General features: G+C 65.6%; 18 protein-coding genes. 16 read left to right on the plus strand and 2 right to left on the minus strand.

Annotated elements, in window-relative coordinates; translation table 11 throughout:
- Window positions 1–20: 20 nt before the first annotated feature.
- The gene (locus ACZ1JV_RS16990; protein WP_465152486.1) at window positions 21–839 is read left to right on the plus strand and encodes a universal stress protein; all 819 of its coding nucleotides are present in this window, start codon (window positions 21–23) and stop codon (window positions 837–839) included.
- 78 nt (window positions 840–917) lie between these two features.
- Window positions 918–1178: a hypothetical protein gene (locus ACZ1JV_RS16995; protein WP_465152487.1), complete on the plus strand. Its 261-nt coding sequence runs from the start codon at window positions 918–920 to the stop codon at window positions 1176–1178.
- Between the two features lie 43 nt (window positions 1179–1221).
- Here ACZ1JV_RS16995 and ACZ1JV_RS17000 read toward each other — a convergent pair whose 3' ends face one another.
- The gene (locus tag ACZ1JV_RS17000; RefSeq protein WP_465152488.1) at window positions 1222–3885 is read right to left on the minus strand and encodes an HAD-IC family P-type ATPase; all 2664 of its coding nucleotides are present in this window, start codon (window positions 3883–3885) and stop codon (window positions 1222–1224) included.
- A gap of 358 nt (window positions 3886–4243) precedes the next feature.
- Between ACZ1JV_RS17000 and ACZ1JV_RS17005 the strand changes: the two genes are divergently transcribed.
- The 4 genes from ACZ1JV_RS17005 to ACZ1JV_RS17020 all read left to right on the plus strand — a co-directional run bounded on the left by ACZ1JV_RS17005 (window position 4244) and on the right by ACZ1JV_RS17020 (window position 8193).
- Window positions 4244–4507: a GlsB/YeaQ/YmgE family stress response membrane protein gene (locus tag ACZ1JV_RS17005; protein WP_465138284.1), complete on the plus strand. Its 264-nt coding sequence runs from the start codon at window positions 4244–4246 to the stop codon at window positions 4505–4507.
- Between the two features lie 79 nt (window positions 4508–4586).
- The gene (locus ACZ1JV_RS17010; protein WP_465152595.1) at window positions 4587–5558 is read left to right on the plus strand and encodes a L,D-transpeptidase family protein; all 972 of its coding nucleotides are present in this window, start codon (window positions 4587–4589) and stop codon (window positions 5556–5558) included.
- A gap of 121 nt (window positions 5559–5679) precedes the next feature.
- Complete coding sequence (locus tag ACZ1JV_RS17015) at window positions 5680–6690, plus strand: 2-hydroxyacid dehydrogenase (protein ID WP_465152489.1); 1011 nt, start codon at window positions 5680–5682, stop codon at window positions 6688–6690.
- A gap of 3 nt (window positions 6691–6693) precedes the next feature.
- Entirely contained in the window at window positions 6694–8193 is a 1500-nt protein-coding gene (locus ACZ1JV_RS17020) for an L-lactate permease (RefSeq protein WP_465152490.1), read from the plus strand.
- Window positions 8194–8347: 154 nt separating this feature from the next.
- Here the strand turns inward: ACZ1JV_RS17020 and ACZ1JV_RS17025 are convergent, their stop codons facing one another.
- Entirely contained in the window at window positions 8348–8704 is a 357-nt protein-coding gene (locus ACZ1JV_RS17025) for a hypothetical protein (protein WP_465152491.1), read from the minus strand.
- 267 nt (window positions 8705–8971) lie between these two features.
- On the opposite strand from ACZ1JV_RS17025, the gene katG reads away from it, so the two are divergent.
- The 10 genes from katG to ACZ1JV_RS17075 all read left to right on the plus strand — a co-directional run bounded on the left by katG (window position 8972) and on the right by ACZ1JV_RS17075 (window position 25285).
- Window positions 8972–11164: a catalase/peroxidase HPI gene (gene katG / locus ACZ1JV_RS17030; protein WP_465152492.1), complete on the plus strand. Its 2193-nt coding sequence runs from the start codon at window positions 8972–8974 to the stop codon at window positions 11162–11164.
- 219 nt (window positions 11165–11383) lie between these two features.
- Window positions 11384–12799, plus strand: coding sequence for an adenosylhomocysteinase (gene ahcY, locus ACZ1JV_RS17035; RefSeq protein ID WP_465152493.1), 1416 nt, complete (start codon window positions 11384–11386; stop codon window positions 12797–12799).
- A gap of 247 nt (window positions 12800–13046) precedes the next feature.
- Window positions 13047–15407, plus strand: coding sequence for a sensor histidine kinase (locus ACZ1JV_RS17040; RefSeq protein ID WP_465152494.1), 2361 nt, complete (start codon window positions 13047–13049; stop codon window positions 15405–15407).
- The gene (gene tsaE / locus ACZ1JV_RS17045) at window positions 15404–15850 is read left to right on the plus strand and encodes a tRNA (adenosine(37)-N6)-threonylcarbamoyltransferase complex ATPase subunit type 1 TsaE (RefSeq protein ID WP_465138290.1); all 447 of its coding nucleotides are present in this window, start codon (window positions 15404–15406) and stop codon (window positions 15848–15850) included. The genes ACZ1JV_RS17040 and tsaE overlap by 4 nt, the downstream gene beginning before the upstream one ends.
- Window positions 15847–16845, plus strand: a complete 999-nt coding sequence (locus ACZ1JV_RS17050) for an aminoglycoside phosphotransferase family protein (RefSeq protein ID WP_465138291.1) — start codon at window positions 15847–15849, stop codon at window positions 16843–16845. The genes tsaE and ACZ1JV_RS17050 overlap by 4 nt, the downstream gene beginning before the upstream one ends.
- The gene (locus tag ACZ1JV_RS17055) at window positions 16842–17567 is read left to right on the plus strand and encodes a nucleotidyltransferase family protein (RefSeq protein ID WP_465152495.1); all 726 of its coding nucleotides are present in this window, start codon (window positions 16842–16844) and stop codon (window positions 17565–17567) included. Before ACZ1JV_RS17050 ends, ACZ1JV_RS17055 begins: the two co-directional genes overlap by 4 nt.
- The gene (locus ACZ1JV_RS17060; RefSeq protein ID WP_465152496.1) at window positions 17560–20571 is read left to right on the plus strand and encodes a PD-(D/E)XK nuclease family protein; all 3012 of its coding nucleotides are present in this window, start codon (window positions 17560–17562) and stop codon (window positions 20569–20571) included. The genes ACZ1JV_RS17055 and ACZ1JV_RS17060 overlap by 8 nt, the downstream gene beginning before the upstream one ends.
- Window positions 20568–24062 carry a double-strand break repair helicase AddA gene (gene addA, locus ACZ1JV_RS17065; protein ID WP_465152497.1) on the plus strand — a complete coding sequence of 1165 codons (3495 nt, stop codon included), beginning with the start codon at window positions 20568–20570 and terminating at the stop codon, window positions 24060–24062. The genes ACZ1JV_RS17060 and addA overlap by 4 nt, the downstream gene beginning before the upstream one ends.
- Before the next feature lie 84 nt (window positions 24063–24146).
- A complete protein-coding gene (trxA, locus tag ACZ1JV_RS17070; RefSeq protein ID WP_465138295.1) occupies window positions 24147–24467 on the plus strand; it encodes a thioredoxin in 321 nt (106 codons plus the stop codon).
- Window positions 24468–24664: 197 nt separating this feature from the next.
- Window positions 24665–25285 carry a hypothetical protein gene (locus ACZ1JV_RS17075; RefSeq protein ID WP_465152498.1) on the plus strand — a complete coding sequence of 207 codons (621 nt, stop codon included), beginning with the start codon at window positions 24665–24667 and terminating at the stop codon, window positions 25283–25285.
- Window positions 25286–25471 lie beyond the last annotated feature (186 nt).

Below are 25471 nucleotides of genomic sequence, written 5' to 3' on the forward strand. Positions count from 1 at the left end.
TCGGCGGGAGAATTGGTGCGATGAAATCCTCGATACTGGTCGCCACAGATCTGAGCGCCCGCAGCGACCGTGCTGTGGATCGCGCTTTCGAACTGGGCCGCGATCTGGGCATGGCGGTGGAGGTCATCCACGTCCGCAAGGCCGAAGGGCACGATGGCATGCCCGAACTGGCACTCAAGAACCGCGTGCGCGAGACATTGCCGGAAGGCAGCGAAGGGGCCGAAGTGCTGATCCCCGAAGGCTCGCCGCCGGGCACGATCGCCGCTGTCGCCAAAGATCGCGGCGCGGCGCTGATCGTTGCCGGAGTGGCGCGGTTCAACCAGATTTCGGACTATTTTCTGGGCACCGCCGTCGATTACCTGATCCGCCATGCCGAAGTGCCGGTACTGGTGGTCAAGCAGCGTCCGCGCCAGCTCTATCGCCGCATTCTGGTGCCGACCGACTTCTCGCCCGCCTCGAAAGCCGCGATCGTGGCGGCGGCGCGGCTGTTTCCCGAGGCCGCGATCCGCGTGGTGCACGTCTTCCATGTCGGTTTCGAAGGCTGGGGCGTGGCCGATCATGTGCGCGAGGAAACGCTGGCACGGGCCGAGGGCGCCATGGCGGAATTTCTGGCCGCTTCCGAATTCGCCGAAGTGGCGCCGGGCCGCATCGAAAGCACACTCGCCAGCGGCGAGCCGGAAAGCGCGGTGGGGCAGGCGATAGACGATTGGGATGCCGATCTTGTCGTACTGGGCACGCAGGGCGGCGGCGGCTTGCGCCGGGTCACCGGAGGCAGCCGGGCATCCTCGCTGCTCTCGTGGATCGGGCCGGACACGCTGATGGTGCGCCTGCCGGATTGAGGCTCGGCTGTAGTCTCATAAACATGCAACCATAGCTGCATTACCCGATATCTGGATAAATGCGTCGAAGGGCAACAGATGCGATACGCGACGGGCGAGCAGATCGAGGTTGGTGATAAAGTCGTCGTCGACGGGATGAATGGCGTGGTTGTCTGCGATTTTGATAATCGCGCATTTTTTGAAGGCTACGAAACTTGGGACATGCCGGCCACCGAACTGCTTGGTGGCGGCACTTTATCGTCAGGTGTTATGATCGAAACAGTCGAAGCCGGCATGGTTCACTATGTGGAAGGACGCGGTGCAATCGGTTTCGTCCAGCGTCGAGCGGACAATCGATGAACCGCCCAATTCCCGGCACACGTCGATTTATGAATCTAATCGCCTAATTCAATTCCTCGAACCAGCCGAGCTTGCGCATCAGCGCCTTCTCGCCCTCCAGCAGGAAGAACAGCGCGACGCCCATGGCAATCAGGGCCGCGCCGTCGCGGATCGAGACCGGCGTGGTATCGAATATCTCCTGCATCGGCGGTGCGTACGTGAAGGCCAGTTGTGCAAGCACGGCGCAAGCGATGGCGATCAGCACCACGCGCGTTCCGTGGATGCCTTCCAGCGAGAGCGAGCGCATGTGCATGTAGCGCACGTTGAACAGGTAGGCGATCTGGGCGATCACCAGCATGTTCACCACCGTGGTCCGGGCGGTCTGGACGGAATCGCCCAGCCGCTGTGCGCCGAAGAACACGCAAAGCACGGCAGCGGCGAAGACGGTCGATACCACCAGCACGCGCCAGAGCAGGAAGCTGGAAAGCAGCGATGCGTCGCGGCTGCGGGGCGGGCGCTCCATGATCCCCGGCTCGGCCGGTTCGAAAGCTAGCACCAGCCCCAGCGTCACGGTGGTGACCAGATTGATCCACAGGATCTGCGTGGCCGTCATCGGCAGGGTGAAGCCGGCCAGAATGCCCAGCACCACCGCGATGGCGACGCCGCCGTTGGTGGGCAGGGTCCAGGCGATCACCTTGCGAATGTTGTCATAGACGGTGCGCCCTTCGCGCACGGCGGCGACGATGGAGGCGAAGTTGTCGTCCAGCAGCACCATCTCCGCCGCTTCCCGCGCGGCCTGCGTGCCGGTGAGGCCCATGGCGGTGCCCACGTCGGCCTGCTTCAGCGAAGGCGCATCGTTCACGCCGTCTCCGGTCATGGCGACGATAGCGCCGCGCGATTGCTGGGCGCGGACGATGCGCAGCTTGTGTTCGGGGCTGGCGCGGGCGAAGACGGCGATGTGGGGTACGGCGTCCGCCAGGTCCTCGTCGCTCATGCTCTCCACTTGCGCGCCGGTCAGGGCCTGCGGATCGTCCGCCAGTTCGAGTTGGCGCGCGATGGCCAGCGCGGTTCCCACATGGTCGCCGGTGATCATCTTCACCGCGATGCCGGCGCTGCGGCATTCCGCGATGGCCAGCCGCGCTTCCTCACGCGGGGGATCGATGAAGCCCATCAGGCCCAGCATCCTCGCCTCCTGCAGCAGCGGGAAGTCCAGCCGCTCGGTGCCTTCGGGCAATTCGCGCATGGCGAAGCCCAGAACCCGCTCCCCCTCATTGGCCGCGCGGGTGATGGCAATGTCCCACGCCTCGGCTTCCTGCGCGCTGCCGCCCAATGCCAGCACCGCTTCCGGCGCGCCTTTCACGAAGGCGCAAGTGCGCCCGGCGCCGTCCCGGCACAGCGTGGCCATTAGCCGATAGCTGGCATCAAAGGGAATCTCGTCGATCCGGCGCCATTCGCGGCGCAGTCCGTCATCGTCGATCCCCGCCTTGCGGGCGAGCGCGATCAGCGCGCCTTCCATGGGATCGCCGGTGACAGTCCAGCTGCCATCGACGAGCCGCAAGTGCGCATCGTTGCAAAGCGCGCCGCATTGCACGATGTCGGCGGCGACATCGGCATTTCCATCGGGTGAGGAGATAGCGCCTTCGGGAAGATAGCCGCTGCCCTCCACCCTCAGTTCGTGCCGTCCCGCGAAGATACGCGTCACCATCATCTCGTTGCGGGTCAGCGTGCCGGTCTTGTCGGTACAGATCACCGAAGTGGCGCCCAGCGTCTCCACGGCGGGCAGCTTGCGGATCACCGCCTTGCGGGCCGCCATGCGCTGCACGCCGATGGCCAGCGTGATGGTGATGACCGCCGGCAAGCCTTCCGGAATCGCGCCGACAGCCAGTGCGACGACCGCGATCAGCGCATCCACCCAATCGAATTCGCGGATCTGCACGGCGAAGGCGAACAGGGCGATGCTGGCCAGAAGGATCGCCAGTGTCAGCCGGTTGCCGAACCGGTCGATCTGGTGCAGCAGCGGCGTGACCAGTTCGGGCACCGCCCGCAGCAGGCTGCTGATACGCCCGATTTCCGTGCGCGATCCAGTGGCGACCACCGCCCCTGTTGCCTGCCCCCGCGCGACCAGAGTGCCTGAATAGGCCATCGCCGTACGATCGGCGAGCGGGGCTGCGGCCTCGACGGGGGCTTCGCTTTTTTCGGCAGCCACGGATTCGCCGGTCAGCGCCGCTTCCTCCACAGCCAGCCCGCGCACGCGGATCAGGCGGAGGTCCGCCGGCACGCGGTCCCCCGCATCGAGCATGACCAGATCGCCGGGCACCAGCGTTGCCGCGTCCACGTTTTCGCGGATGCCTTCGCGCACCACATGGGCATTGTCGGAGATCAGGCTTTCCATGCCGCTGAGCGCCTTTTCGGCGCGGCCCTCCTGAACGAAGCCGACGGCCGCGTTGACCACCACCACGGCCACGATCACCAGCGCATCTACCGCGTGCTGCAACAGCAAGGCTGCTATCGCGGCGGCCAGCAGAAAATAGATCAGCGCATTGTTGAACTGCGAAAGGAAGCGCAGCACCGGATTTCGCCCGCGCGAAGGGGGCAGCGAATTGGCGCCGAAGGTGGCAAGGCGGCTGGCGGCCTCCGCCTCGCTCAGGCCATCCGTGCCGGTGTCCAGCGCGGCGAGCACGTCGCCGGTATCGAGGGAATGCCAGTCGCGAAGCGTGTCAGTCTGCATCGAACCTCCCCGGGGGCGGAAGCGGTAGCCGAACGCCTGTCAGTCAGGCCTAATCGCATGAATTTTCTGGCATCGGACTGCGAGGAAGGCAAGATAAGGCCGCGTTCGCCCGCAAGGCAGAGCGGCGGGGACGGACCCAGCGCCGTCCGCGGAATTGAAATGCGATCAATCGGTTGTAGCGCCCCAGACAAGTTGGAGGGTGGGCAGGTAAAAATGCGCAGTATCGATTGACGATTGCAAGTTCAAAGCGCAGTCTGCCCGCCGCATATACTCTCTCAGTTCGATGTTCTTTCGTATTTCAGGACTTTCGGTGCGCCCGGGGTGGTCTTGGTCGGCCGGATGATGTCAGGAGGTAGGCATGGGCTGGATTATCGCGTTGATCGTGGGCGGCGTTGCCGGCTGGCTTGCCAGCCTTGTCATGAACCGTGACGCTTCGATGGGCATCATCTGGAACATCGTCGTCGGCTGCGTGGGTTCGGTGATCGGCAATTTCATCGCCGGCTTCTTCGGTATGGGCGGTACGGTTCAGCGGTTCTCGATAACCGGACTGATCATCGCCTTCATCGGCGCGGTCGTGCTGCTGGGCATCGTCAATCTGATCCAGCGCGGCAACGTACGCTGACTAAACGCGCGGCCAGTACCTGGGGCAATTTGCAGAGGACCGGATGAAGTCAGGAATGGGTTGGGCGCTGGGCGCGTCAATGGTGTTGGCCGCAACGTGCTGGACGAATACTGGCTTCGCGCAAGGCGCAAAGGCAACCTCGCCCGCGGAATTCGCGCGGCGGATCGATGGCCTGAAGCCCGGTGAATGGGTCTGGGCGCCCACTGTCTCGCCCAGCGGGCCGGTGCTGGTCTACGTCGATCTTTCGAAGCAGATCGCACTGGTCTATCGCAATGGCGTGCGGATCGCGGCCACCACCGTGTCCAGCGGCAAGGACGGGCATGAAACACCCACCGGCGTGTTCACTATCCTCCAGAAGGATGCGCAGCACCGGTCCAGCAAATACAACAATGCCGCCATGCCCTATCAGCAGCGGTTAACGTGGGATGGCGTCGCGCTTCATGCTGGCGGCCTGCCGGGCTATCCCGAAAGCCATGGCTGCGTGCACCTGCCTTATGGCTTTGCGCGCGAACTGTTCACGATCACCAAGCTGGGCGTCACCGTGGTGGTGGAGGGCGATGCCGCCACCCACATGCGCACCAGCGAAAACAGCCTGCTGACCCCTTTCGACAATCGCGGCCGCCCTACGGAGCACAAGCCGCTGTCGGACGGCCAGCAATATCGCTGGCAGCCCGAACTGCAGCCGCAGGGCCCATTGTCGATCATCGTTTCCAAGCTTGACCAGCGCGTGGTGGTGCTACGCGGCGGCACCGAAATCGGCCGCAGCATTGCCGACATCGACGACAAGGATCATGGCAGCCACGTCATCACTTTGGTCAGCCGCAACGGGAAGCCGGAATGGGTCTATGTCGGCCTGCCGGGCCACGCGGAGGACGATGGGCATGCGGTGGACGAAGCCGTGCTCAATCGCCTGCGCCTGCCGCGCGGGTTCTATGACAAGGTGAAGGCGGCCATTCAGCCCGGGGCGACGATCCTCGTCACCGATTCGCGCGTCGGTTCCGGTCCATTGGAACACTTGACGGTGATCGACGCGGTGCAGCCCACTCTCTGATCGTCCCACCCGCAGCACATATCGTCGACGGCAACCCAGATGGGGGCCGACAGGGGGGCTGCGGTTTGTCAGGTGACGGATTGCCTCCTTTGGAAACCCCCATGACTTCAGGAGAACTTGCTTGAAGATCGCCGTTTTCAGCACGCGCCCCTACGATCGTGAATTCCTGGATCTGGCCAATGAGCAGGCCGGCGGACGGCATCGCTTTTCGTGGTACGAATCCCGCCTGAACGCCACCACCGCCAATCTCGCGCGCGATCACGATTGCGTCTGTGCCTTCGTGAACGACCATCTGGGGCGGGAGGAACTGGAAATCCTGGCCGGGCAGGGCACGCGCCTGATCGCGCTGCGCAGCGCGGGTTTCAACAACGTCGATCTGGAAGCCGCGCGTGATCTTGGGCTGCAGATCGGCCGCGTGCCGGCCTATTCGCCTGATGCAATCGCCGAACATGCGGTGGCCCTGATCCTCTGCCTCAACCGCAAGATCCACAAGGCCTATGCCCGCGTGCGCGAAGGCAATTTCGCATTGGAAGGTCTGCTGGGCTTCGATCTGAAGGGCAAGGTCGCGGGCGTGATCGGCACCGGCAAGATCGGGATCAACGTGGCGCGCATCCTCAAAGGCTTCGGGTGCGAGGTGCTGGCCAGCGATCCGTTCGAAACCCCGGAGCTGACGGCGATCGGCGGTCGCTACGTTTCAGTGGAGGATCTGATGGCTTCGTGCGACATCATCACCTTGCACTGCCCGCTCACCCCCGAAACGCGGCACCTGATCGATCGCGCCGCGATCGCCCGGATGAAGCACGGGGTGATGCTGATCAACACCAGCCGCGGCGCGGTGATGGATGCTCGCGCGGTGATCTCCGGCCTGAAGAGCGGGCGGATCGGTTACGTCGGGCTGGACGTCTATGAGGAAGAGGAGGACCTGTTCTTCGAGGACTTGTCCGAACAGGTGATCCGCGACGACGTCTTCGTGCGCCTGATGACTTTTCCCAATGTGCTCATAACCGGCCATCAGGGCTTCTTCACACGGGAGGCGATGTCCGCCATCGCCGGCACCACCATCGCCAACATCAGCGCTTTCGAGGATGACGGCGTACCGCTCTACCCGGTTCAGGTCGAACGCCGGGGCTGACCCGTGGCGGGGTTCGCGCTTCTCCCCATCCTGGTGCTTGTGGTCCTGATGATCGGGCTGCGTTGGTCGGCAGCAACGGCCGGCACGTTTTCGGCAGTGACGGCCGCCGTGGTAGCCGTGGTGATCTTCCAGTTCGGAGAGACGCCGGCAGACCTGGCCGGGCCGATCCTGGAGGCTGCATTCACTGCGGCGACCATCCTCTGGATCATCTTCCCTGCACTTTCGATCCACGAATTCCAGACGCGCGTTGGCGCAACCGTGGTGATCGGGGAGTGGCTTTCCTCGATCTCCGAAGATCCGGCGGCGACGGCGCTGCTACTGGCGTGGTTCTTCACGATGTTCCTGGAGGGCGCTTCAGGCTTCGGTACGCCGATCGCGATAGTGGCGCCGATGCTGGTGGCGCTGGGCATTCCGGCCTCGCGCGCCGTGTTGATGGCGCTGCTGGGGCATGTGGTAGGGGTATCGTTCGGGGCCGTGGGCGCGCCGATGGTGCCGCTGCTGGAAGCGGCGATCATGGATGAGCGGCGCCTGTCTCTGGAAATCCTGCTGCTGCACGCATGCCTGGGCTGGACGATGACGCTGTTCGTCGTCCGCTATGCAACGGTTGGTGTGGCCGGCGGTGCCGCCGTACCCACCCGGGCGCGCCGTCTCGCACTGGCGGCGGCGGTTTGCTTTTTCGGCGCGGCGGCCTTGATTGCGGCGCTGACCGGGGCGGAATTGCCGACGCTGGGCGGAGCGTTGCTGGGCGGGGCGCTGTTCGCAGCCTGGCTGCGGCGGGGTCCGTCCGCCTCGACCCGGCCCGGCCCCGGCGGGAAGGCGATCCTGCTTGCCGGTCTGCCTTATGTCGTGCTGGTGCTACTGATCCTCGCCAGCCGGCTGATCGATCCGCTGCGAACCGCCTTGCGCGCGCATCGGCTGGAATGGACGTACGGAACCGGCTTTGGTGACGTGATGCTGCCGTTCTATCACCCCGGCACCATGCTGTTCGCCGCCTTCGTGGTGACGGTGGCGGTACACCGCAGCCCGCCGCGCGTGGTGGGGGCATCGATGGTAGCGGCGGCGCGCCGGTTGCCGCAGGTGGCCATCGCGCTCCTGGCGGTGCTGACGTTGGCGCGCTTCATGGTGCATGGGGGGCTGATCGAAGCCCTCGCGCTGGGGGCGACCACGCTGTTCGGGCGGCTATGGCCACTGGCGGTGCCGTTGGTGGGCGCGTTGGGATCGTTCGTCACCGGGTCGGGAACGGCATCGAACATCATCTTCGCGAACTTCCAGGTTGCCGCCGCCGATGCGGTTCGCCTGCCGCATGGGCTGGCGCTGGCGGGGCAAAGCGTGGGTTCCGCGATCGGCAACATCATGGCGCCGCACAACATCGTGGCCGGTACCGCGACGGTGGGACTGGTGGGGCGGGAGGGGGAAACGCTCTCGCGCACGGTGCCGATCTGCCTTGCTTACGCGGCGGCTGCAGGCGCCCTGTTGCTGCTGCTGCAGGTCGTGCTGCCTTAGAGGGCCGGTGCCGCCTCAAAATGCCCTTTCGGGCATTTTTCAAACAGCCCCTTACTTCTCGCGGAACTTTCCGACAGCGATTTTCAGAGCCCACTTGGCTTGTTTTACTTTACGTGACGTAAACCACGTTCTTGCGAAATCGCATCCACTTTATTCAACAGTTTTTAAATGCGCTTGACTTGATCGTGGCGATGATTGTCTTATCCGCGTAATAATTGGCGGCGACAGGGTGCTCAGGGCGCTGGCGGTCTCTTCCGAAAGTTTCGCGGCAGGCCCCTGAACGCCTGCCCGCAAGGGAGTGCGTCCTCAGATCCGGAAGTGATCCGATCATGAGGACGTCATTTTCCGCCTCCTGTCTCAAGTTACCACCGAGTGCGACAGGAGGCGGAAAATACCCCGCCTTTTCCTTTTGCGTGTTGTTGTTGCGGCGATGGAATGTGTTTTGCGCAAGTCGAGTTGATGGGCATTGTGTCATCCGCAAGTCGCGATCGTCTGCAATAGTTTCCTTCATCTGATCCGTCTCGATTGATGATCGGAATTTTGCATGAAGCTCAGTACAATGCGGCCTTTGATCGCATCGCGGATTCTGGCAATGTCCCGCAATCGACAGGCGATTCCGGCGGCTTCGGTCTCTTGCTCCGGCCATTGTTCCGACAAGTCTCCACGGCATCCGTAAACGTCTGCGTGCCTCCGGCTATTCCATGACGTGAGCCCCCCAGAAGCCCGAAAGAGGATCAAAAAAGGCAGCCGGGAAGAGGAACCAACAAGGAGAAAATCCATGGACGCGAAGACCAGTGGCTGCCCGATGCACGGCGAACCCGTGCGATCGCTCCTCGGACGTACCAATCGTGACTGGTGGCCCAACCAGCTAAGCCTCGACATCCTGCAGCAGGGCGGCACCAATCCCAGCCCGATGGATCCGGATTTCGATTATGCCACCGCCTTCAAGTCGCTCGATCTTGCTGCGGTAAAGGCAGATCTTACTGCGCTGATGACCGACAGCCAGCCGTGGTGGCCGGCGGATTACGGGCACTATGGCCCGTTCCTGATCCGCATGGCCTGGCACAGCGCCGGCACTTATCGCATCGGTGACGGGCGCGGGGGCGCCGGGCAGGGCGATCAGCGCTTCGCTCCGCTCAATTCCTGGCCGGACAATGCTAATCTGGACAAGGCGCGCCGCCTGCTCTGGCCGGTGAAGCAGAAGTACGGCGCCAAGCTTTCCTGGGCGGACCTGATGATCCTGGCCGGCAATGTCGCCTTCGAATCGATGGGCGCGCCGGTGCTGGGCTTCGGCGGCGGACGCGAGGACGTCTACGAGCCGGAGATCGCCGTCTATTGGGGCACCGAAGAGCAATGGGTGGGCCAGGGCGCCGAAACGCGCATCCAGCCGGACAAGGAAATGGTCCTGGAAAACCCGCTGGCGGCGATCCAGATGGGCCTGATCTACGTCAATCCCGAAGGTCCCGGCGGCAATGCCGATCCGCTCGGCTCGGCGCGCGATGTGCGCGAGACGTTCGCCCGCATGGGCATGGACGATGTCGAGACGGCGGCGCTCACTGTCGGTGGCCACACCTTCGGCAAGTGCCACGGTGCGGGCGATGCCGCCAAGGTCGGCCTTGAGCCGGAGGGCGCCGATATTGCGCAGCAAGGGCTTGGCTGGCTGAGCGGGCACGAAAGCGGATTCGGCGATCACACGATCACCTCCGGCCTTGAAGGCGCCTGGACGCCCACGCCCACCCAGTGGGACATGAGCTTTCTGCACATGCTGCTCGATTACGAGTACGAACTCGTGCACAGCCCCGCCGGCGCGCAGCAATGGCAGCCGGTGAACCAGAAGCCGGAAGACATGGCGCCCGGCGCGCACAGTCCCGAACGGCGCCTGCCTACCCTGATGACCACGGCCGACATGGCGTTCAAGGCGGACCCCGAATACCGCAAGATCCTGGAACGCTTTCGCGCCGAACCGGCGTGGCTGGAGGATCAGTTCGCGAAGGCCTGGTTCAAGCTCTGCCACCGCGACATGGGCCCGAAGGCCCGCTACCTCGGCGCCGATGTGCCGGCGGAGGACTTCATCTGGCAGGACCCGCTGCCCAAGGCGGACGGTCCCGCAATCGGCGCCGCGGATGTCTCCGCGCTGAAGGAGAAGATCGCCGCTTCGGGTCTTTCGGTGGCCGAACTGGTGTCTACCGCCTGGGCCTCCGCCGTGACCTACCGCCAGTCGGACCATCGCGGCGGCGCCAATGGTGCGCGCATCCGTCTGGCCCCGCAGAAGGACTGGGAAGTCAACGAACCGGCCAAGCTGGCCAAGGTTCTTGGCGTTTATGAAGGCATCAAGGCCGGGTTCGGCAAGTCAGTCTCCATCGCCGACCTGATCGTGCTGGGCGGCAGTGTCGGGATCGAGAAGGCGGCCGCCGATGCCGGTACGTCCATCGAAGTGCCGTTCACGCCGGGCCGCGTCGACGCCACGCAGGAACAGACCGACGTGCACGGTTTCGCCGTTCTCGAACCGCGCGTGGATGGCTTCCGCAACTACATCCAGGTGCCCTACAATGTTCCCACCGAGGAACTGCTGGTGGACCGCGCGCAACTGATGGGCCTCAGCGCCCCGCAGATGACCGTGCTGGTGGGCGGCCTGCGCGTGCTGGGCGCCAACTTCGGCGGTTCGAAGGACGGCGTATTCACGACCCGCGAGGGGCAGTTGACCAACGACTTCTTCGTCAACCTGCTCGACATGAAGACGGCGTGGAAGCAGGTGGATGAGGAAGCGGACGAAACCTTCGTCGGCACCGACCGTGCCAGCAACCAGCAGAAGTGGACGGCGACGCGGACGGACCTTGTGTTCGGTTCCAACTCGCAGCTTCGCGCACTCAGCGAAGTCTATGCCGCCGCCGATGCAGGCCAGAAGTTCGTGCGCGACTTCGTGGCAGCCTGGGTGAAGGTGATGAACGCCGATCGCTTCGATCTCGCGTAAATAGCTTTGGGTTGAAGCAGGGAAGGGGCGGGGGAATGCGATCTCCCGCCCCTTTCTCGTGCCCGCTATTGGTGCGCCGACCGCTTCTGAAAATCGGATATAAAGATATCTTTATATTTGCGTCGGGCGGATCGAGCGGGTAGGGAACGCACCATTGCGGCACCCTTCGCCATTCCGGCGCGGGGGCCGCAGAGGCAACACTTCCAGGAGTTCGCGCCCGTGGCCACGACCACCGCCCCCGACTACGCCATTGCAGACATCTCGCTCGCCGATTTCGGCCGTACCGAGATCGCCATCGCTGAAACCGAAATGCCCGGCCTGATGGCGCTGCGCGAGGAATTCGGCGCATCGCAGCCGCTCAAGGGCGCGCGCATCACCGGTTCGCTGCACATGACGATCCAGACCGCCGTGCTGATCGAGACGCTGGTCGCTCTCGGCGCCGAAGTGCGCTGGGCCACCTGCAACATCTTCTCCACGCAGGACCACGCCGCCGCCGCCATCGCCGCGCGCGACATCCCCGTCTACGCCATCAAGGGCGAGAGCCTGGCCGAGTACTGGGACTATGTGGGCCGCATCTTCGACTGGTCGAGCGAGGGTAACCCCGACCTCACCTGCAACATGATCCTGGACGACGGTGGCGACGCCACCATGTTCGCGCTCTGGGGCGCCCGCGTCGAAGCCGGCGAGCCGCTGTTCGAACCCTCGAACGCCGAGGAAATCGAATTCGTCCGCGCGCTCAATGCCTTCCTCAAGGCGAAGCCGGGCTACCTCTCGCGCACCGTCAATGCCATCAAGGGTGTCTCGGAAGAGACCACCACTGGCGTGCACCGTCTCTATCACCTCGCCAAGGATGGCAAGCTGCCGTTCCCCGCGATCAACGTGAACGATTCGGTCACCAAGTCGAAGTTCGACAACCTCTATGGCTGCAAGGAATCGCTGGTCGACGCGATCCGTCGCGCCACCGACGTGATGCTGGCCGGCAAGGTTGCCTGCGTTGCCGGCTTCGGCGACGTCGGCAAGGGTTCGGCCGCTTCGCTCCGCAACGGCGGCGCCCGCGTGATGGTCACCGAAATCGACCCGATCTGCGCCCTGCAGGCCGCCATGGAAGGCTATGAAGTCGTCACCATGGAAGACGCCGTGAAGCGTTGCGACATCTTCGTCACCGCCACCGGCAACGAAGCCGTGATCACCGGCGAGCACATGGAAGCCATGCGCGACAAGGCGATCGTCTGCAATATCGGCCACTTCGACAGCGAGATCCAGATCTCGGCGCTCGACAACTACGACTGGAAGGAAGTGAAGGCCGGTACGGACCTCGTCACCTTCCCGGACGGAAAGCAGATCATCGTGCTGGCCAAGGGTCGTCTGGTGAACCTGGGCTGCGCCACCGGCCACCCCAGCTTCGTCATGTCGTCCAGCTTCACCAACCAGACGCTCGCGCAGATCGAACTCTTCACCAAGAACGACGAGTACGAGAACAAGGTCTACGTGCTGCCCAAGCACCTCGACGAAAAGGTCGCCGCGCTGCACCTCGAAAAGCTGGGCGTGAAGCTCACCAAGCTTTCGAAGAAGCAGGCCGACTACATCGGTGTGCCAGAAGCCGGTCCGTTCAAGCCGGACCACTACCGCTACTGATTTGGTCTGGGGTTTGGGGTGCGGCTCTGGAGTCTCATCCTCGAACCCCGTCGTCCCCGCGAAAGCGGGGACCCCGCTTTTCTTCTCTCGGCCCGCACAACAAGCGGGATCCCCGCCTTCGCGGGGATGACGAAGAAAAGAAACGCGGAAGACTGCATCTAACCCGCGAACAACATGGGGAGAGTACCGGCACTGCGGTACTCTCCCCATTGTCTTTGTGGCCCCGGGACAGCATAGCCAGAGGCTAATGGATCACGAACGCTTCGTACCCCTTATCATCGGGCTGCTCCTCGCCGCATGGATGCTGGCGGCAGCCTGGGCGGTGCTATCCGCAAGAGGCCGCCAGAAGCGCGCGGAAGCGCAGCTTCGCTCCGCCCGGCGCCTTGCCCGCATGGTGGAGGAATCGCCGGCGATTCCGCTGCTGGTCCGCTCCGACGGCCGCATCGAAGGCCCGCCGCGCGTCGCGCAGTGGCTGGGTTTCGAGACGGTGCCGCAGTTTCTTTCCGAACTGGACGGCGGCGATCGCGGTTTGCCTGCCGACAAGCTGGCCGAACTGACCGAGGCAGTGCGCCGCGTGCAGAAGAGCGCCGCGCCGTTCCGCATGGTGGTCACTCCGCGCAATTCCGCCCGTTCGCTGGCGCTGCGCGGACATCTGGCCGATCCGCAGGTCTCGCCCGGCGGGGCGGCGCTGGTCTGGCTCTTCGACTTTTCGGACAGCGAAGGCGAACTCGTTCGCCTGCGTGACGAAGCCGCCCGCGCTCGGGGCGATTTCACCGCGCTGGTCTCGCTGATCGAGGCCGCGCCGATGCCGATGTGGTTCCGCCGCCCGGACGGCGAACTTCAGCTGGTGAATTCCGCCTATGTCACGGCTGTCGGGGGCGAAAGCGCGCAGGGCGTTGTGGCGGCCGGCACCGAACTGGTGGAGATCGTCGACGGCGTCAGCCCCTCGCAAGTGGCGCGCATTGCCGCGCAGAAGGGCGCGCCGATCCAGCGCATCGTCTCCACCACGATCGACGGCCAGCGCCGCGCCATGCGCGTCAGCGATCTGCCGCTGGGCGAGGATGGCGTTGCCGGTTACGCGGTGGACATCGAAGACCTTGAGGAAATGTCGCGCTCGTTCCGCGCGTTTCGCGATGCGCAGCGCGCCTTGCTCGATCAGCTTTCGGCCGGGGTTGCGCAGTTCGATGGTCGCAAGCGGCTCAGCTTCGCCAACCAGCCGTTCCAGCGCCTGTTCAAGCTGGACCAGAAGGCACTGCAGGATCCGCCGGTGTTCGAACGCCTGCTCGATGCCGCGCGTGACGCCCAGCGGGTTCCCGAAGTGCGCGACTTCCCCGCATGGCGGCGCGAGAAGGGCGCCTGGTTCGCCTCCAGCGAAAGCCATGAGGAAGCCTGGACGCTGTCCGATGGTACCCACTTGCGCATCGTCGCCCAGCCGCTGCCCGATGCCGGCTTGCTGCTGATTGCCGAGGATCGCACCGAGCAATTGCGTCTCTCGGCCGTGCGCGACACGCTGCTGCGCACGCGGACGGCGATGTTCGACAGTCTTTACGAATCGGTGGCCGTCTTCGCGCCCGATGGCCGCGTGCAGCTCTGGAATCGCCGGTTCGCCGCCGACTGGGGCCTGGAGAGCGACTTCCTGGACACCCACCCGCATGTCGAGGCGCTGCTCAAGAAGATCGCCCCGCGCCTCAAGCGCCCGGCGGAGGCCGAGGTGGTCGGCGGCGCCGTGCGCGCTGCCGCGCTCGACCGTTCGCACAAGGGCGGTCGCATCGCCTTGGCGGACGGGCGGATGCTGGAATATGCGGGCGTACCGCTGCCGGACGGCAATGGCCTGCTGGCGGTGCTGGACATCACGGATTCGCAGAAGGCCGAAGCCGCGCTGCGCGAAAGCAACGAGGCGCTGATCGAGGCGGACGCGATCAAGACGCGCTTCCTGGCCAAGATCAGCTACGAACTGCGCACCCCGCTCACCTCCATCGGCGGTTTCGCCGAACTGCTGGAAGCGGGCGTGGGCGGTGATCTCAACCCCGGCGGGCACGAATATGTCGCCGCCATCCTCGCCTCGGTCGACCAGCTTGGTGAGCATATCGACAGCCTGCTCGACCTTTCGCAGAGCGAGGCCGGCCTGCTGCCGCTCAAGAAGGAAGAGATTGACCCGATGCCCTTCATCCGGGCCGTGGTGGAGGAGCGCTCAGCCCGCCTCGAACGCGCCGGGCTGGTGCTCGATCTGCGTGCGGACGGATTGTTGCGGCCGTTCCAGGGGGACCGTCGCCGCCTTGCCCGCGCGGTCGGCCACCTTGTCGACAATGCCATCGCCGCCTCGCCGCGGGGGCAGCGCGTCCTCGTGCAGATGGCGCGGCGCAAGTCGTCCGAAGGTGAGGATGTGGTGCAGATACTCGTGCAGGATCGCGGGCAGGGCATGGACAGCCGCAGCCTCGCGCTGGCGCTGGACGGCATGAAGCAAAGCGCTGACGGCAAGAGCGTGGAGCGCAGCCAAGGCCTTGGTCTGCCGCTCGCGCGCCAATTGGTGGAGGCGCACGGCGGCGCGCTGCGCCTCGTTTCGGAGCGCGGCAAGGGGACCAGTGCCGTGGTGGAGTTGCCCGAATGAAGATCGCGCTTCCGGACCTGGCGGCGATGGACCGTTTCGGCCGCGCCATTGCCGATGTTTTGCGTGCCGATGACGTGGTGGCGCTGGAAGGGGGGCTGGGCGCGGGAAAGACCACGCTGGCCCGCGCGATCATCGCCGGGCTGGGGCATGAGGGCGAAGTGCCGTCGCCCAGTTTCGCCATCGTCGAAGTCTACGACCCGCCTGCTGTGCGCTTGCCGCTGGTCCATGCCGATTTCTATCGCCTTGCCCATCCGTCGGAGGCGGACGAGATCGGGCTGGACGACTATCGGCAGGGCGCCGCGCTGATCGCGGAGTGGCCCGATCACGCCGGCGGTTTCACGCATGAGCCGGGCTGCCTCTCGATTACGTTGGAAGTTGCGGAAGAGGGGCGGATCGCCATTGTCGAAGCGGGGACGGATTGGGTAGGGCGAATCCCGAAATGAGCACGATTCCCGCTAACCTCCCCGAGGGCCTTGAGCCTTTCCTTGCCGATGCCGGCTGGCACGGCGCCACTGTCGAACCGCTGGTCGGTGACGCATCCTTCCGTCGCTATTTTCGGGTGCGCGGATCGCACGGCGAATGCGCGATGCTGATGGACGCGCCGCCGCCGACCGAGGATCCGCAGCCCTTCCTGCGCGCCGCGCGCTGGCTCGACGCGAACGGCATGCGCCCGCCGCGCATTCTGGCCGAACGCGCCGATCGCGGGCTGGTGCTGATGGAAGATTTCGGCGATGCGCGCATGCGCGACTATATCGACCAGTGGCCGGACGACGAGCGCGCGATCTATCGCGGCGCCGTCGATGCGCTGGTGCAGCTTCACAAGCTGCCGCCCGGGCCGTTCCTCGACTATTCGATGAGCGAGTATCAGCGCGAGGTGCGCCTGTTCCTCGAATGGTATGCGCCCGCGCAGAACCTCTACGTCGACGCCGCCGGTTTCACGGCCGCATGGGAAAGCGTGCTGGGTGAGATGCTGCCCCGCCAGCGCCCCGGCGTCACCGTGCTGCGCGACTATCATGCCGAAAATATCATGCTGCTCGGCGCGCTGGAAAAGCAGGGCCTGCTGGACTTTCAGGACGCGCTGGTCGGCCACCCCGCCTATGACCTCGTCTCGCTGCTGCAGGACGCCCGCCGCGACGTTTCGCCCGAGCTTGAGGCGGAGATGTTCGACCACTATCTGCGCGCGACCGGCGTCGATGCGGAAACCTTCCTGGCCGATTACGCCCGCCTTGGCGCGCAGCGGAACACCAAGATCGTCGGCATTTTCGTGCGCCTGTTCAAGCGTGACGGTAAGCCGCGCTACCTCGACCTGATCCCGCGCGTCTGGGCCCAGCTGGAGCGCGATCTCGCCCACCCGGCGCTGGAGCCGGTGGCGCGCTGGTTCGATGCCAACGTGCCCGACGAACTGCGCGCGGCCAATGGCGGGAGCTTCACGGCATGAACCAGAACCCGCTCGCCAGCGATACGGCGATGGTGCTTTCCGCCGGCATCGGCAAGCGGATGCGCCCGCTGACGGCCACCCAGCCCAAGCCGCTGGTGCGCGTGGCGGGCAAGTCGCTGATCGACCATACGCTGGACAAGCTGGAAACGACCGGTGTCACCAAGGCCGTGGTCAACGTCCACTACCTTGCCGATGCGCTGGAGGGCCACCTGAAGGTTCGCCGCAAGGGGCCGGAAATCACCGTTTCCGACGAGCGCGAGCAGCTGCTCGAAACCGGGGGCGGCATGGTCAAGGCCGCGCCGCTGCTGCCGGACACCTTCTTCTGCCTCAACAGCGACAACATCTGGCTCGACGGGCCGGAGGACGTGTTCCACGAACTCTCGCTGGCGTGGGATGAGGACGCGATGGACGCGCTGCTGCTGCTGGTGCCGCATCCGCGCGCGATGAATTACCGGGGGGAGGGCGACTTCCACGTCGATACCATGGGCCGCGTCATCCGCCGCAAACGCGGCTATGTCGCCCCGTTCATCTATTCGGGCATCCAGCTCGTATCCAAGCGTCTGCTCCGCGACGCGCCGGAAGGCCCGTTCTCCACGAACCTCCTGTGGACCCGCGCGATCGAGGAGGGCCGACTGTTCGGCATCGTCCATACCGGGTTGTGGTTCGAAGTCGGCTCGCCGGACATGATCAAACCCACTGAGGAATGGCTGACCCGTGCCTGATAGGGGCGGGCCGAAAGTCTACTCGATTGCTGCTCATCGCGGGTTCGCCGATGCCCTCGTGGCCGGGCTTGCCCCGCGTTACGGGCAGGGGGAGCTTGGCCTTGCCCGGCTGACACTGCTGCTGCCCAGCCGCCGTGCCGTTCGCACGGTGACGGAGGCGTTCGTGCGCCATGCCGGCACTGTCGAAACGCCTGGCCTGCTGCTGCCGCGCATGGTCGTAGTGGGCGATCTGGATCTCGACGAGACGCTGGGCCCGCTGCTCGATCCGCTGGGTGCGGCCGACATCGCGCCTGCTGCCGATCCCACCCGCCGCTGGCTGCGGCTCGCCCATTACTTGCGCGAAGTCGATGGCGATGCTGCAGGGAAGGGTGCCGCCTTGTTGCGCCGCGCCTGGGAACTGGGCCGGACGATGGACCGCCTGCTGGTCGAGGGCATTGCCCCGCTCGACCTGATGAGCGAACGCGTGATCGGCGTGGTCGGCGAACTGGCCAGCCACTGGACCGACAACACCCGTACCTTCCTGAAAGTGCAGCAATACTGGCTGGCGGAACTCGCGACGCGCGGAGAGATCGACGCGCCCGAACGCCGCAACCAGCTGTTCGAGCACGCCGCCCGCGAATGGCGCGCCGCCCCGCCCGCCTTCCCGATCGTTGCGGCCGGCGTTACCAGTGCGTCCCCCGCGCTGGCGAAATTGCTGCGCGTGGTGAGCGAACTGCCCGAAGGCAGCGTAGTGCTGCCGGACTTCGACCTCTCGCTGCCGCAGGATGTGTGGGAGGAACTTGGCACGGCCGGCAATCCGGCAGAGCCCGAGGACCCGCCGTTCGGCGCGCATGACGCGGTGACGCACCCGCAATATCACCTGAAGCTGCTGCTGAACCGCATGGGAATCGGTCGCGATGAAGTGGCGGCGTGGCACCGCTCCGGCCCCGGCGCTTCGCCGCCTTCGCGCAGCACGGTGATCTCCAACCTGTTCCTGCCGCCGCAGGCCTCCACGACGTGGGTGGCGCTGGAGGCGGAGCAGCGCCGCCTGCCCGGCGTGCGGCTGATGGAAAGCGCGCATCCCGAACAGGAAGCGCAGGCCATCGCCATTCTCGTGCGTCAGGCGCTGGAAGTGCCCGAGCGGCGGGTGGCGGTCATCACCCCGGATCGCGGCCTTGCCGCGCGCGTCGTCGCGCACCTCACGCGCTGGGGCATTGCCGCCGACGACACTGCCGGTTTGCCGCTGTCTCAGACTGCTGCAGGTCGTCTGATGCTGCTGCTGGCCGAAGTCATGGCCGATCAGGCAGCGCCGGTGCCGCTGATCGCGCTGCTGGTTCATCCGCTTGCCGGCGCGGGCGAAGGCCGCGCGCGCTGGCTGGAATCGGCCCGCAAGCTGGACCGGGACTTGCGCGGGCCGCGCCCCGGTGGCGGCCTCGCCGCGCTGGCGGAGATCGCGGAAGCGCGCAAACTCGGCGAATGGTGGGCCGAGGTCGAGGCCGTGCTGGCGCCGCTCTTCGCTTTGGAAGAGGGCGATCCGCTTGAGTTGATGCTGGGCAAGCTGGCCGATGCCGCCGAATTGCTTTGCGGAGAGGCGATCTGGTCCGGCGCGGACGGGCGCTCGCTCAGTGCCATGGTGGAGGAACTGCGCGCCGCCGCCGCCTCGGCCGGCACGCTGTTCGATCCGCGTGAACTTCACGCCACGCTGCGCGATGTGATGGACCGTGCGGCGGTGCGTCCGCCGTGGGGCGGCCACCCGCGCGTATCGATCTACGGCTTGCTGGAAGCGCGCATGAGCCGCGCCGATCTGGTCATCTGCGGCGGGCTGGTGGAGGGCACCTGGCCTGCCTCTCCCTCGCAGGACGCGCTGCTGCCGCCCGCCGTGCTGCGCGCGCTGGGTGTGCCGGGGGCGGACTTCCGCATCGGCCTTGCTGCACATGACCTTGCCGCAGCATTGGGCGCGCCCGAAGTGGTGCTCAGCTGGGCTTTGCGCGATGCGGGGGGCCCGGTCATCCCCTCGCGCTTCGTGCTGCGTGTCAAGGCGCTGTTGGGCGAACAGGCGGAGCGCCATGTTGAGACCGAGGCGCTGCACCTTGCGCGCATGATCGACGATGCCACCCCGGTTCCCGCGCATCCGCGCCCGCAGCCGATGCCCAGCGCGGAACAGCGCCGGGTAGATCTTTCGGTCACCGGGCTCGACCGTTTGCGCGGCGATCCTTACGAATTCTATGCCAATGCCATTCTCGGCCTCTCGCGCCTCGATGCACTGGATGCGGAGCCGAGCGCGGCGTGGAAGGGCGAAGTTGCGCACCTCGTCATGGAGCGCTGGCACCGCGCGGGTGAGCCTGTCGACGGGCTGCACACAATCGCGCAGCAAGTCTTGGTGGAGAAGAACGCCCATCCGCTGATGCGCGCGCTCTGGTGGCCGCGTCTGTCCGCGGCGCTCGATACGTTCCGCGATCTCGTGCTGGCGCACAAGACCCATGGCCGCCGCGTCATCGCCACGGAGGCGAAGGGCGGCATGGAGTATCGCGGCATCAAGGTTCACGGCCGGGCCGACCGCATCGACCGTCTGGCGGACGCAAAGCTGGGGGTGGTGGACTACAAGACCGGCTCCCCGCCGACGACGCGCCGCGTGGAAGAGGGCTTTGCGCTGCAGCTTGGCCTTGTCGCGATGATTGCCGAGGCGGGCGGGTTCAAGGATCTGGATGACAAGGTGATCCACGGCGAGGCGGAGGCGTTCGAATATTGGTCGATGGCCAAGAACAAGGACACCATCGGCTACACCACCACGCCGATCAAGGAAGGCAGCAAGCGCACCGGCGTGCTGCCCGATGAGTTCATGCCGCATACCGAGGACTATTTGAACGACGCGCTGGACCGCTGGATCCTCGGCACCGAGCCGTTCACGGCAAGGCTCAATCCGGAACTGGGTTCCTATGCCGACTACGATCAGCTGATGCGGCTGGATGAGTGGATCACCTCGCTGGGAGGCAGATCTGAACTCAAGACGGGAGAGGGCGCATGAGCGGCCCGGCAACCGTCCATCCGCTGCACGGCAACCAGATGCGCGCAGTCGATCCGCGTGACAGCGTGTGGCTTTCCGCATCGGCGGGCACCGGCAAGACGCAGGTTCTGTCCTCGCGCGTGCTGCGGCTTTTGCTGCAGGAGGGCGTTTCGCCTTCGCAGGTCCTGTGCCTCACCTTCACCAAGGCCGGCGCCACCGAAATGGCCGCGCGTATCAACGGGACGCTGGCCGAATGGGTGCGTCTGGAAGAGACGCAGCTGTTCCTGCGCCTTGATGCCATCGGTGCGCCCACCGATCCCGAAACGATGGCGCGGGCGCGCACGTTGTTTGCCGCCGTGCTCGATTGCCCCGGCGGGGGGCTGCGGATCGATACCATCCACGCGTTCTCGCAGTGGCTGCTGGCGACGTTCCCGCTGGAGGCCGGACTGGTTCCCGGCACCCGCCCGATGGAGGACCGCGAGCGCACTTTGCTGGCGCGGCAGGTGCTGGCCGATCTGCTGGTGGAGGCGGAACACGCCGCGCTGGGCGACACGCACTTGCTGCGCGCCATCGCCCAGCTTTCGCTGCGGCATGGCCCGGACTCGGTGATGGACTTCCTGCTACGCTGCGCTTCGGCGCGGGAGGCGTGGTTCGGGCCGGGATCATGGCAGGCGGGCGACATGCGCGATCATGTGCTGCGCTTGCTGGGGCTGCCCGCCGATGCCGGTGAGGACATGCTGGCGGCCATGTGCGCGGACGATCAGTTCGACGTCCGTTCGCTGCGCCGCTGCTGCGAGGTGCTGGCCGAGTGGAACACCGCCACCGCGCACAAGGCGACCGACGTGCTGGTGCCCTGGCTCATGCATTCGCCCGCCAAGCGCGCGGAGCAGGTGGAGGACCTTTACGCCGCGCTGTTCACCAAGGACGATGCGGTCCGCAACGCCAAGAACCTTGCAAAATTCGAGCCCGATTACGAAGGCTATGCATCGCGCGTGGGCGAGTGTCTGGTCCGCATCCGTGAAGTGAAGGCGATGCTGGGGCTGGCCGACCGGCTGGTGCCCGCGCTGCGTCTTGGCCGCGCCTTCGCCATCGCCTGGGACGAGGCGAAGCAGCGCGAAGGCCTGATCGACTTCGACGACCAGATCCGCCGCGCCGCCGATCTGCTGCGCGGGCAGGCTTCGGCCGACTGGATCCGTTACAAGCTGGACCGTCGTTTCGATCATATCTTGGTCGACGAAGCGCAGGATACCAATGCTGCGCAGTGGGACATCGTCTTCGCCATGGCGGAGGAGTTCTGGGCCGGAGAAGGGCAGCGCTCTGATCTGATGCGCACGCTCTTCGTGGTGGGCGATTACAAGCAGGCGATCTTCCGCTTTCAGGGTACCAGCCCGGAAAACTTCCGCCGCGCGGCGGAACGCGTGCGCGGCATGATGGACGATGCGGCGGACAATGCCGACATGCTGCGGAGCGCGATCATGCCGCGCCGCCTCGTCGAACTCGGGCTCGATCGCAGCTTCCGCACCGCACAGAAAGTGCTCGATTTCGTGGACGAGGCCATTGGCGGCATCGGCCATGGCAACTTCGGTCTCGACCGTCCGGCCGAGCGCCACGTTGGGCAGGAACGCCCCGGCTACGTTGCGCTGTGGCAACCGGTGGCCGAGGAAGTGGAGGAGGAAGAGCCCCTCGACACCGACGACGCCGATGGAGCGCAGCCCAACTGGCTCTCCCGCCCGGACCGCCAGATGGCGGAGCGCATCGCCCGTCAGGTGCGCGAATGGCTGGACGAAAGCGGCCCCGGCTTCGCGCTCCACAAGGGCAAACCGCGCCGCGCCGGAGCGGGCGACATCATGGTGCTGGTGCGCCAGCGCAAGGAACTGGCCGGGCTGATCGTCGCGCGCCTCCATGCGGCGGGCGTTCCGGTGGCGGGCGTCGACCGCCTGCGTCTGGGCGCGCCGCTGGCGGTGAAGGACCTGATCGCCGCGCTGCGCTTTGCGGTGCAGCCGCTCGACGACCTGACGCTCGCCAGCCTGCTCGTCTCGCCGCTGGTGGGCTGGAGTCAGGAGCAATTGCTGCGCTTCGGGCACCGTGCGAAGGGCGTGCGCCTGTGGGATCATTTGCGCACGCAATCCGGCCCTGAAATCGGCGTGGCCATGGAGCAACTGGGCGAACTGCTGGCACGGGCCGATTATGCGCCGCCGCAGGCCATGCTGCACTGGCTGCTGGTCGGCCCGTGGCAGGCGCGGCGCAAGCTGATCGCGCGACTGGGCAGCGAGGCCAACGACCCGATCGACGAACTGGTCAACGCCGCGCAAGCCTACGTCATGACCGACACGCCCAGCCTTGCCGGCTTCCTCGCGTGGTTCGACGCGGGCGACGGTGAGCTGAAGCGAGAGGCCGATGCCGCGCAGGGGCTTGTCCGCGTGATGACCGCGCATGGATCGAAGGGCCTGCAGGCGCCGATCGTCATCCTTGCCGACGCCACCGGCAATCCCGAAGCGGCGCGGGAGCGCGGTTTCGAACTCGCCGACCCGCGCGAGGCGCGCCGCAAGGTGCCGCTGCCGCCGCTGTCGAAGGACGAGAAGGCCGGCCGCATCGCCGCGCAGATCGCCGAAAACCGCGAAGGGGACGAGCAGGAACACTGGCGCCTGCTCTACGTCGCCATGACCCGCGCCGAGGAAGCGCTGTTCGTCGGCGGTGCGCTGGGCAAGCGCGACAAGGACGGCCCGGCCGAAAAGAGCTGGTTCGCCCGCCTGCGCACTCTGTTCGAGGATGGGGCCGACGTGGAGGACGCGATCTGGGGCACGCGCTGCGATTACGGCACGCCGCCCGCACCGCTGCCGCCGGAAGTCCGCTCGGTGCAGTTGCCGCTTCGCGAGCCGCTGCCGCGCTGGCTGGAGCGTGTCGCCCCCGCCGAACCGCGCCCGCCGCGCCCGCTTGCGCCCTCCGCACTGGGCGAGGAGGACGCGCCCGATCCGCCGTTCCCGCCGGGCGCCGGCCGCGATGCCCTGCGGCGTGGTACGCTGGTGCACAAGCTGCTCGAACGCCTGCCGCAAGTTTCCGCCGACATGCGTGAGGAAGCGGGCTGGCAATGGCTCGCCCGCAACGCCGCCGATCTTGACGAGGCGGCGCGTCAGGCCATGCTGGACAGCGCGCTGGCGGTGCTGGGCAATCCCGCGTGGGCCGATCTGTTCGGCCCGCAGAGCCTTGCCGAAGTGCCGGTGGCCGCCGTTGTCGGCGGGCAAGTGGTGGCGGGCACGATCGATCGCCTGATCGTCGAGCCCGGCCGCGTGCGTCTGGTAGACTACAAGACCGCGCGCCGCCCGCCCGAACGTCTGGAACAGGTGCCCAAGGGCGTGCTGCGCCAGATGGCGGCCTATGCTGCCGCGCTGGAAGTGGCCTTTCCCGGCCGAACGGTGGAGGTTGCGTTGCTCTACACTTCCGTCCCGCGCCTGATCGAAGTGCCGCATGCGGCACTGGAGGCGAACAAGCCCGACTTTGCACAGGCTGAGTAAAGCTATGTGCGTCGGGCCGTTGCCACGAAACAATTCGTCCCTAGATTGCGTTCAACCCGAGATACCCCCGAGGAGTTCAAGTTCATGGCGACCATTGCCGTTACCGATGCCAGCTTCGAAACCGACGTTCTGAAGTCGGACAAGCCCGTTCTCGTCGATTTCTGGGCCGACTGGTGCGGTCCCTGCAAGATGATCGGCCCCGCTCTCGAAGAGATCAGCGACGAACTGGGCGAGAAGGTGACCATCGCCAAGATGGACATCATGGCCAACACCGGCATTCCCGCCGAAATCGGCGTGAAGTCGATCCCGTTGATGGTGCTGTTCAAGGACGGCAAGCCCGTCGCTCAGAAGCTGGGCGCCGCACCCAAGAGCGCGCTCAAGGGCTGGCTCGAAGGCGAACTCTAAGAGTTCGCCGGGGACACTATCGTCTCCACTGGATCAAAAACCCCTTCCGCCGCGAGGTGGAGGGGGTTTTTCTTTGCCCTTCGCGGTTATTACAGGAAAAGCCAGGACATTGCGTTTGTTGGTATTTCTTCCATAATTCTAAGCTCTTCACCCGCAGGGACATGCCATTGCGGATGATAACGAGCAGAGGACTTGCCATGCATTGGTTCCGTGCGGTTCCGGTTTTCCTGATGGCGGCCTCGGTCTGGTCCACGCAGGCGCAGGGTGGTTCCGATCCGCAGGATATCGTCGTGGAAGGCAGCCGTGAGCAAAGGACGATGCAGGGCGGCGATTGGCTCGTCACGATTTCGCGGTCCTATCGCATCGGTAAAAGTCTCGACGGGGGCGACACGGCCATGGCCGTTGGCAAGGACCGCGAGTGGCACTTCTGCCTTGCCGATACGCAAGTGGAGGATTTCGTACGCCTGCTGGTGGGCGAGGGGCGTTCGCAGGCTGCCGGAACGACCGAGTGCCGTCCGTTGAAGATGCGTCTGGGCGAAGGGCAATTGCGGGCGACGCAGACCTGCCAGGGCGGATACGCCAGTTCGAAGGATGAGAGCACGGGCAGCGTGACTCGCTTCCAGACGCTGTTGATGATGTACGTTTCGGGAAATTACGGCGGTTCGGCGCTGAAGCTCGATTTCGAGAACCGCAGGGAGCCGCTGATGAACCTGCTGGATGCACCGGGAATAGGCCAGCAAAGGACGCCGCCAGACATCATGCGCTGGTCGGTAAGAGGCGAGAGAACCGGGGCTTGCTCGCTGGAGAAGGCCCGGTAGCTTTGGACGAGAGTGTGCGCTGAAGGAGAAACGATTTTCCTACAGGGGCCGAATTTGCCATATCCTACGGCGAGCGATCTCTTTGAAATCGTCGTAATTCAGTGATTTAGGCACTGCAAGGTGACACTTCGGCAGAAGGTGACACTTTCTCCTCTGGACCGTGTCAACTGTGTCAACCGAAGTGTC

This window comes from Novosphingobium sp. BL-S-19, from assembly GCF_055521675.1.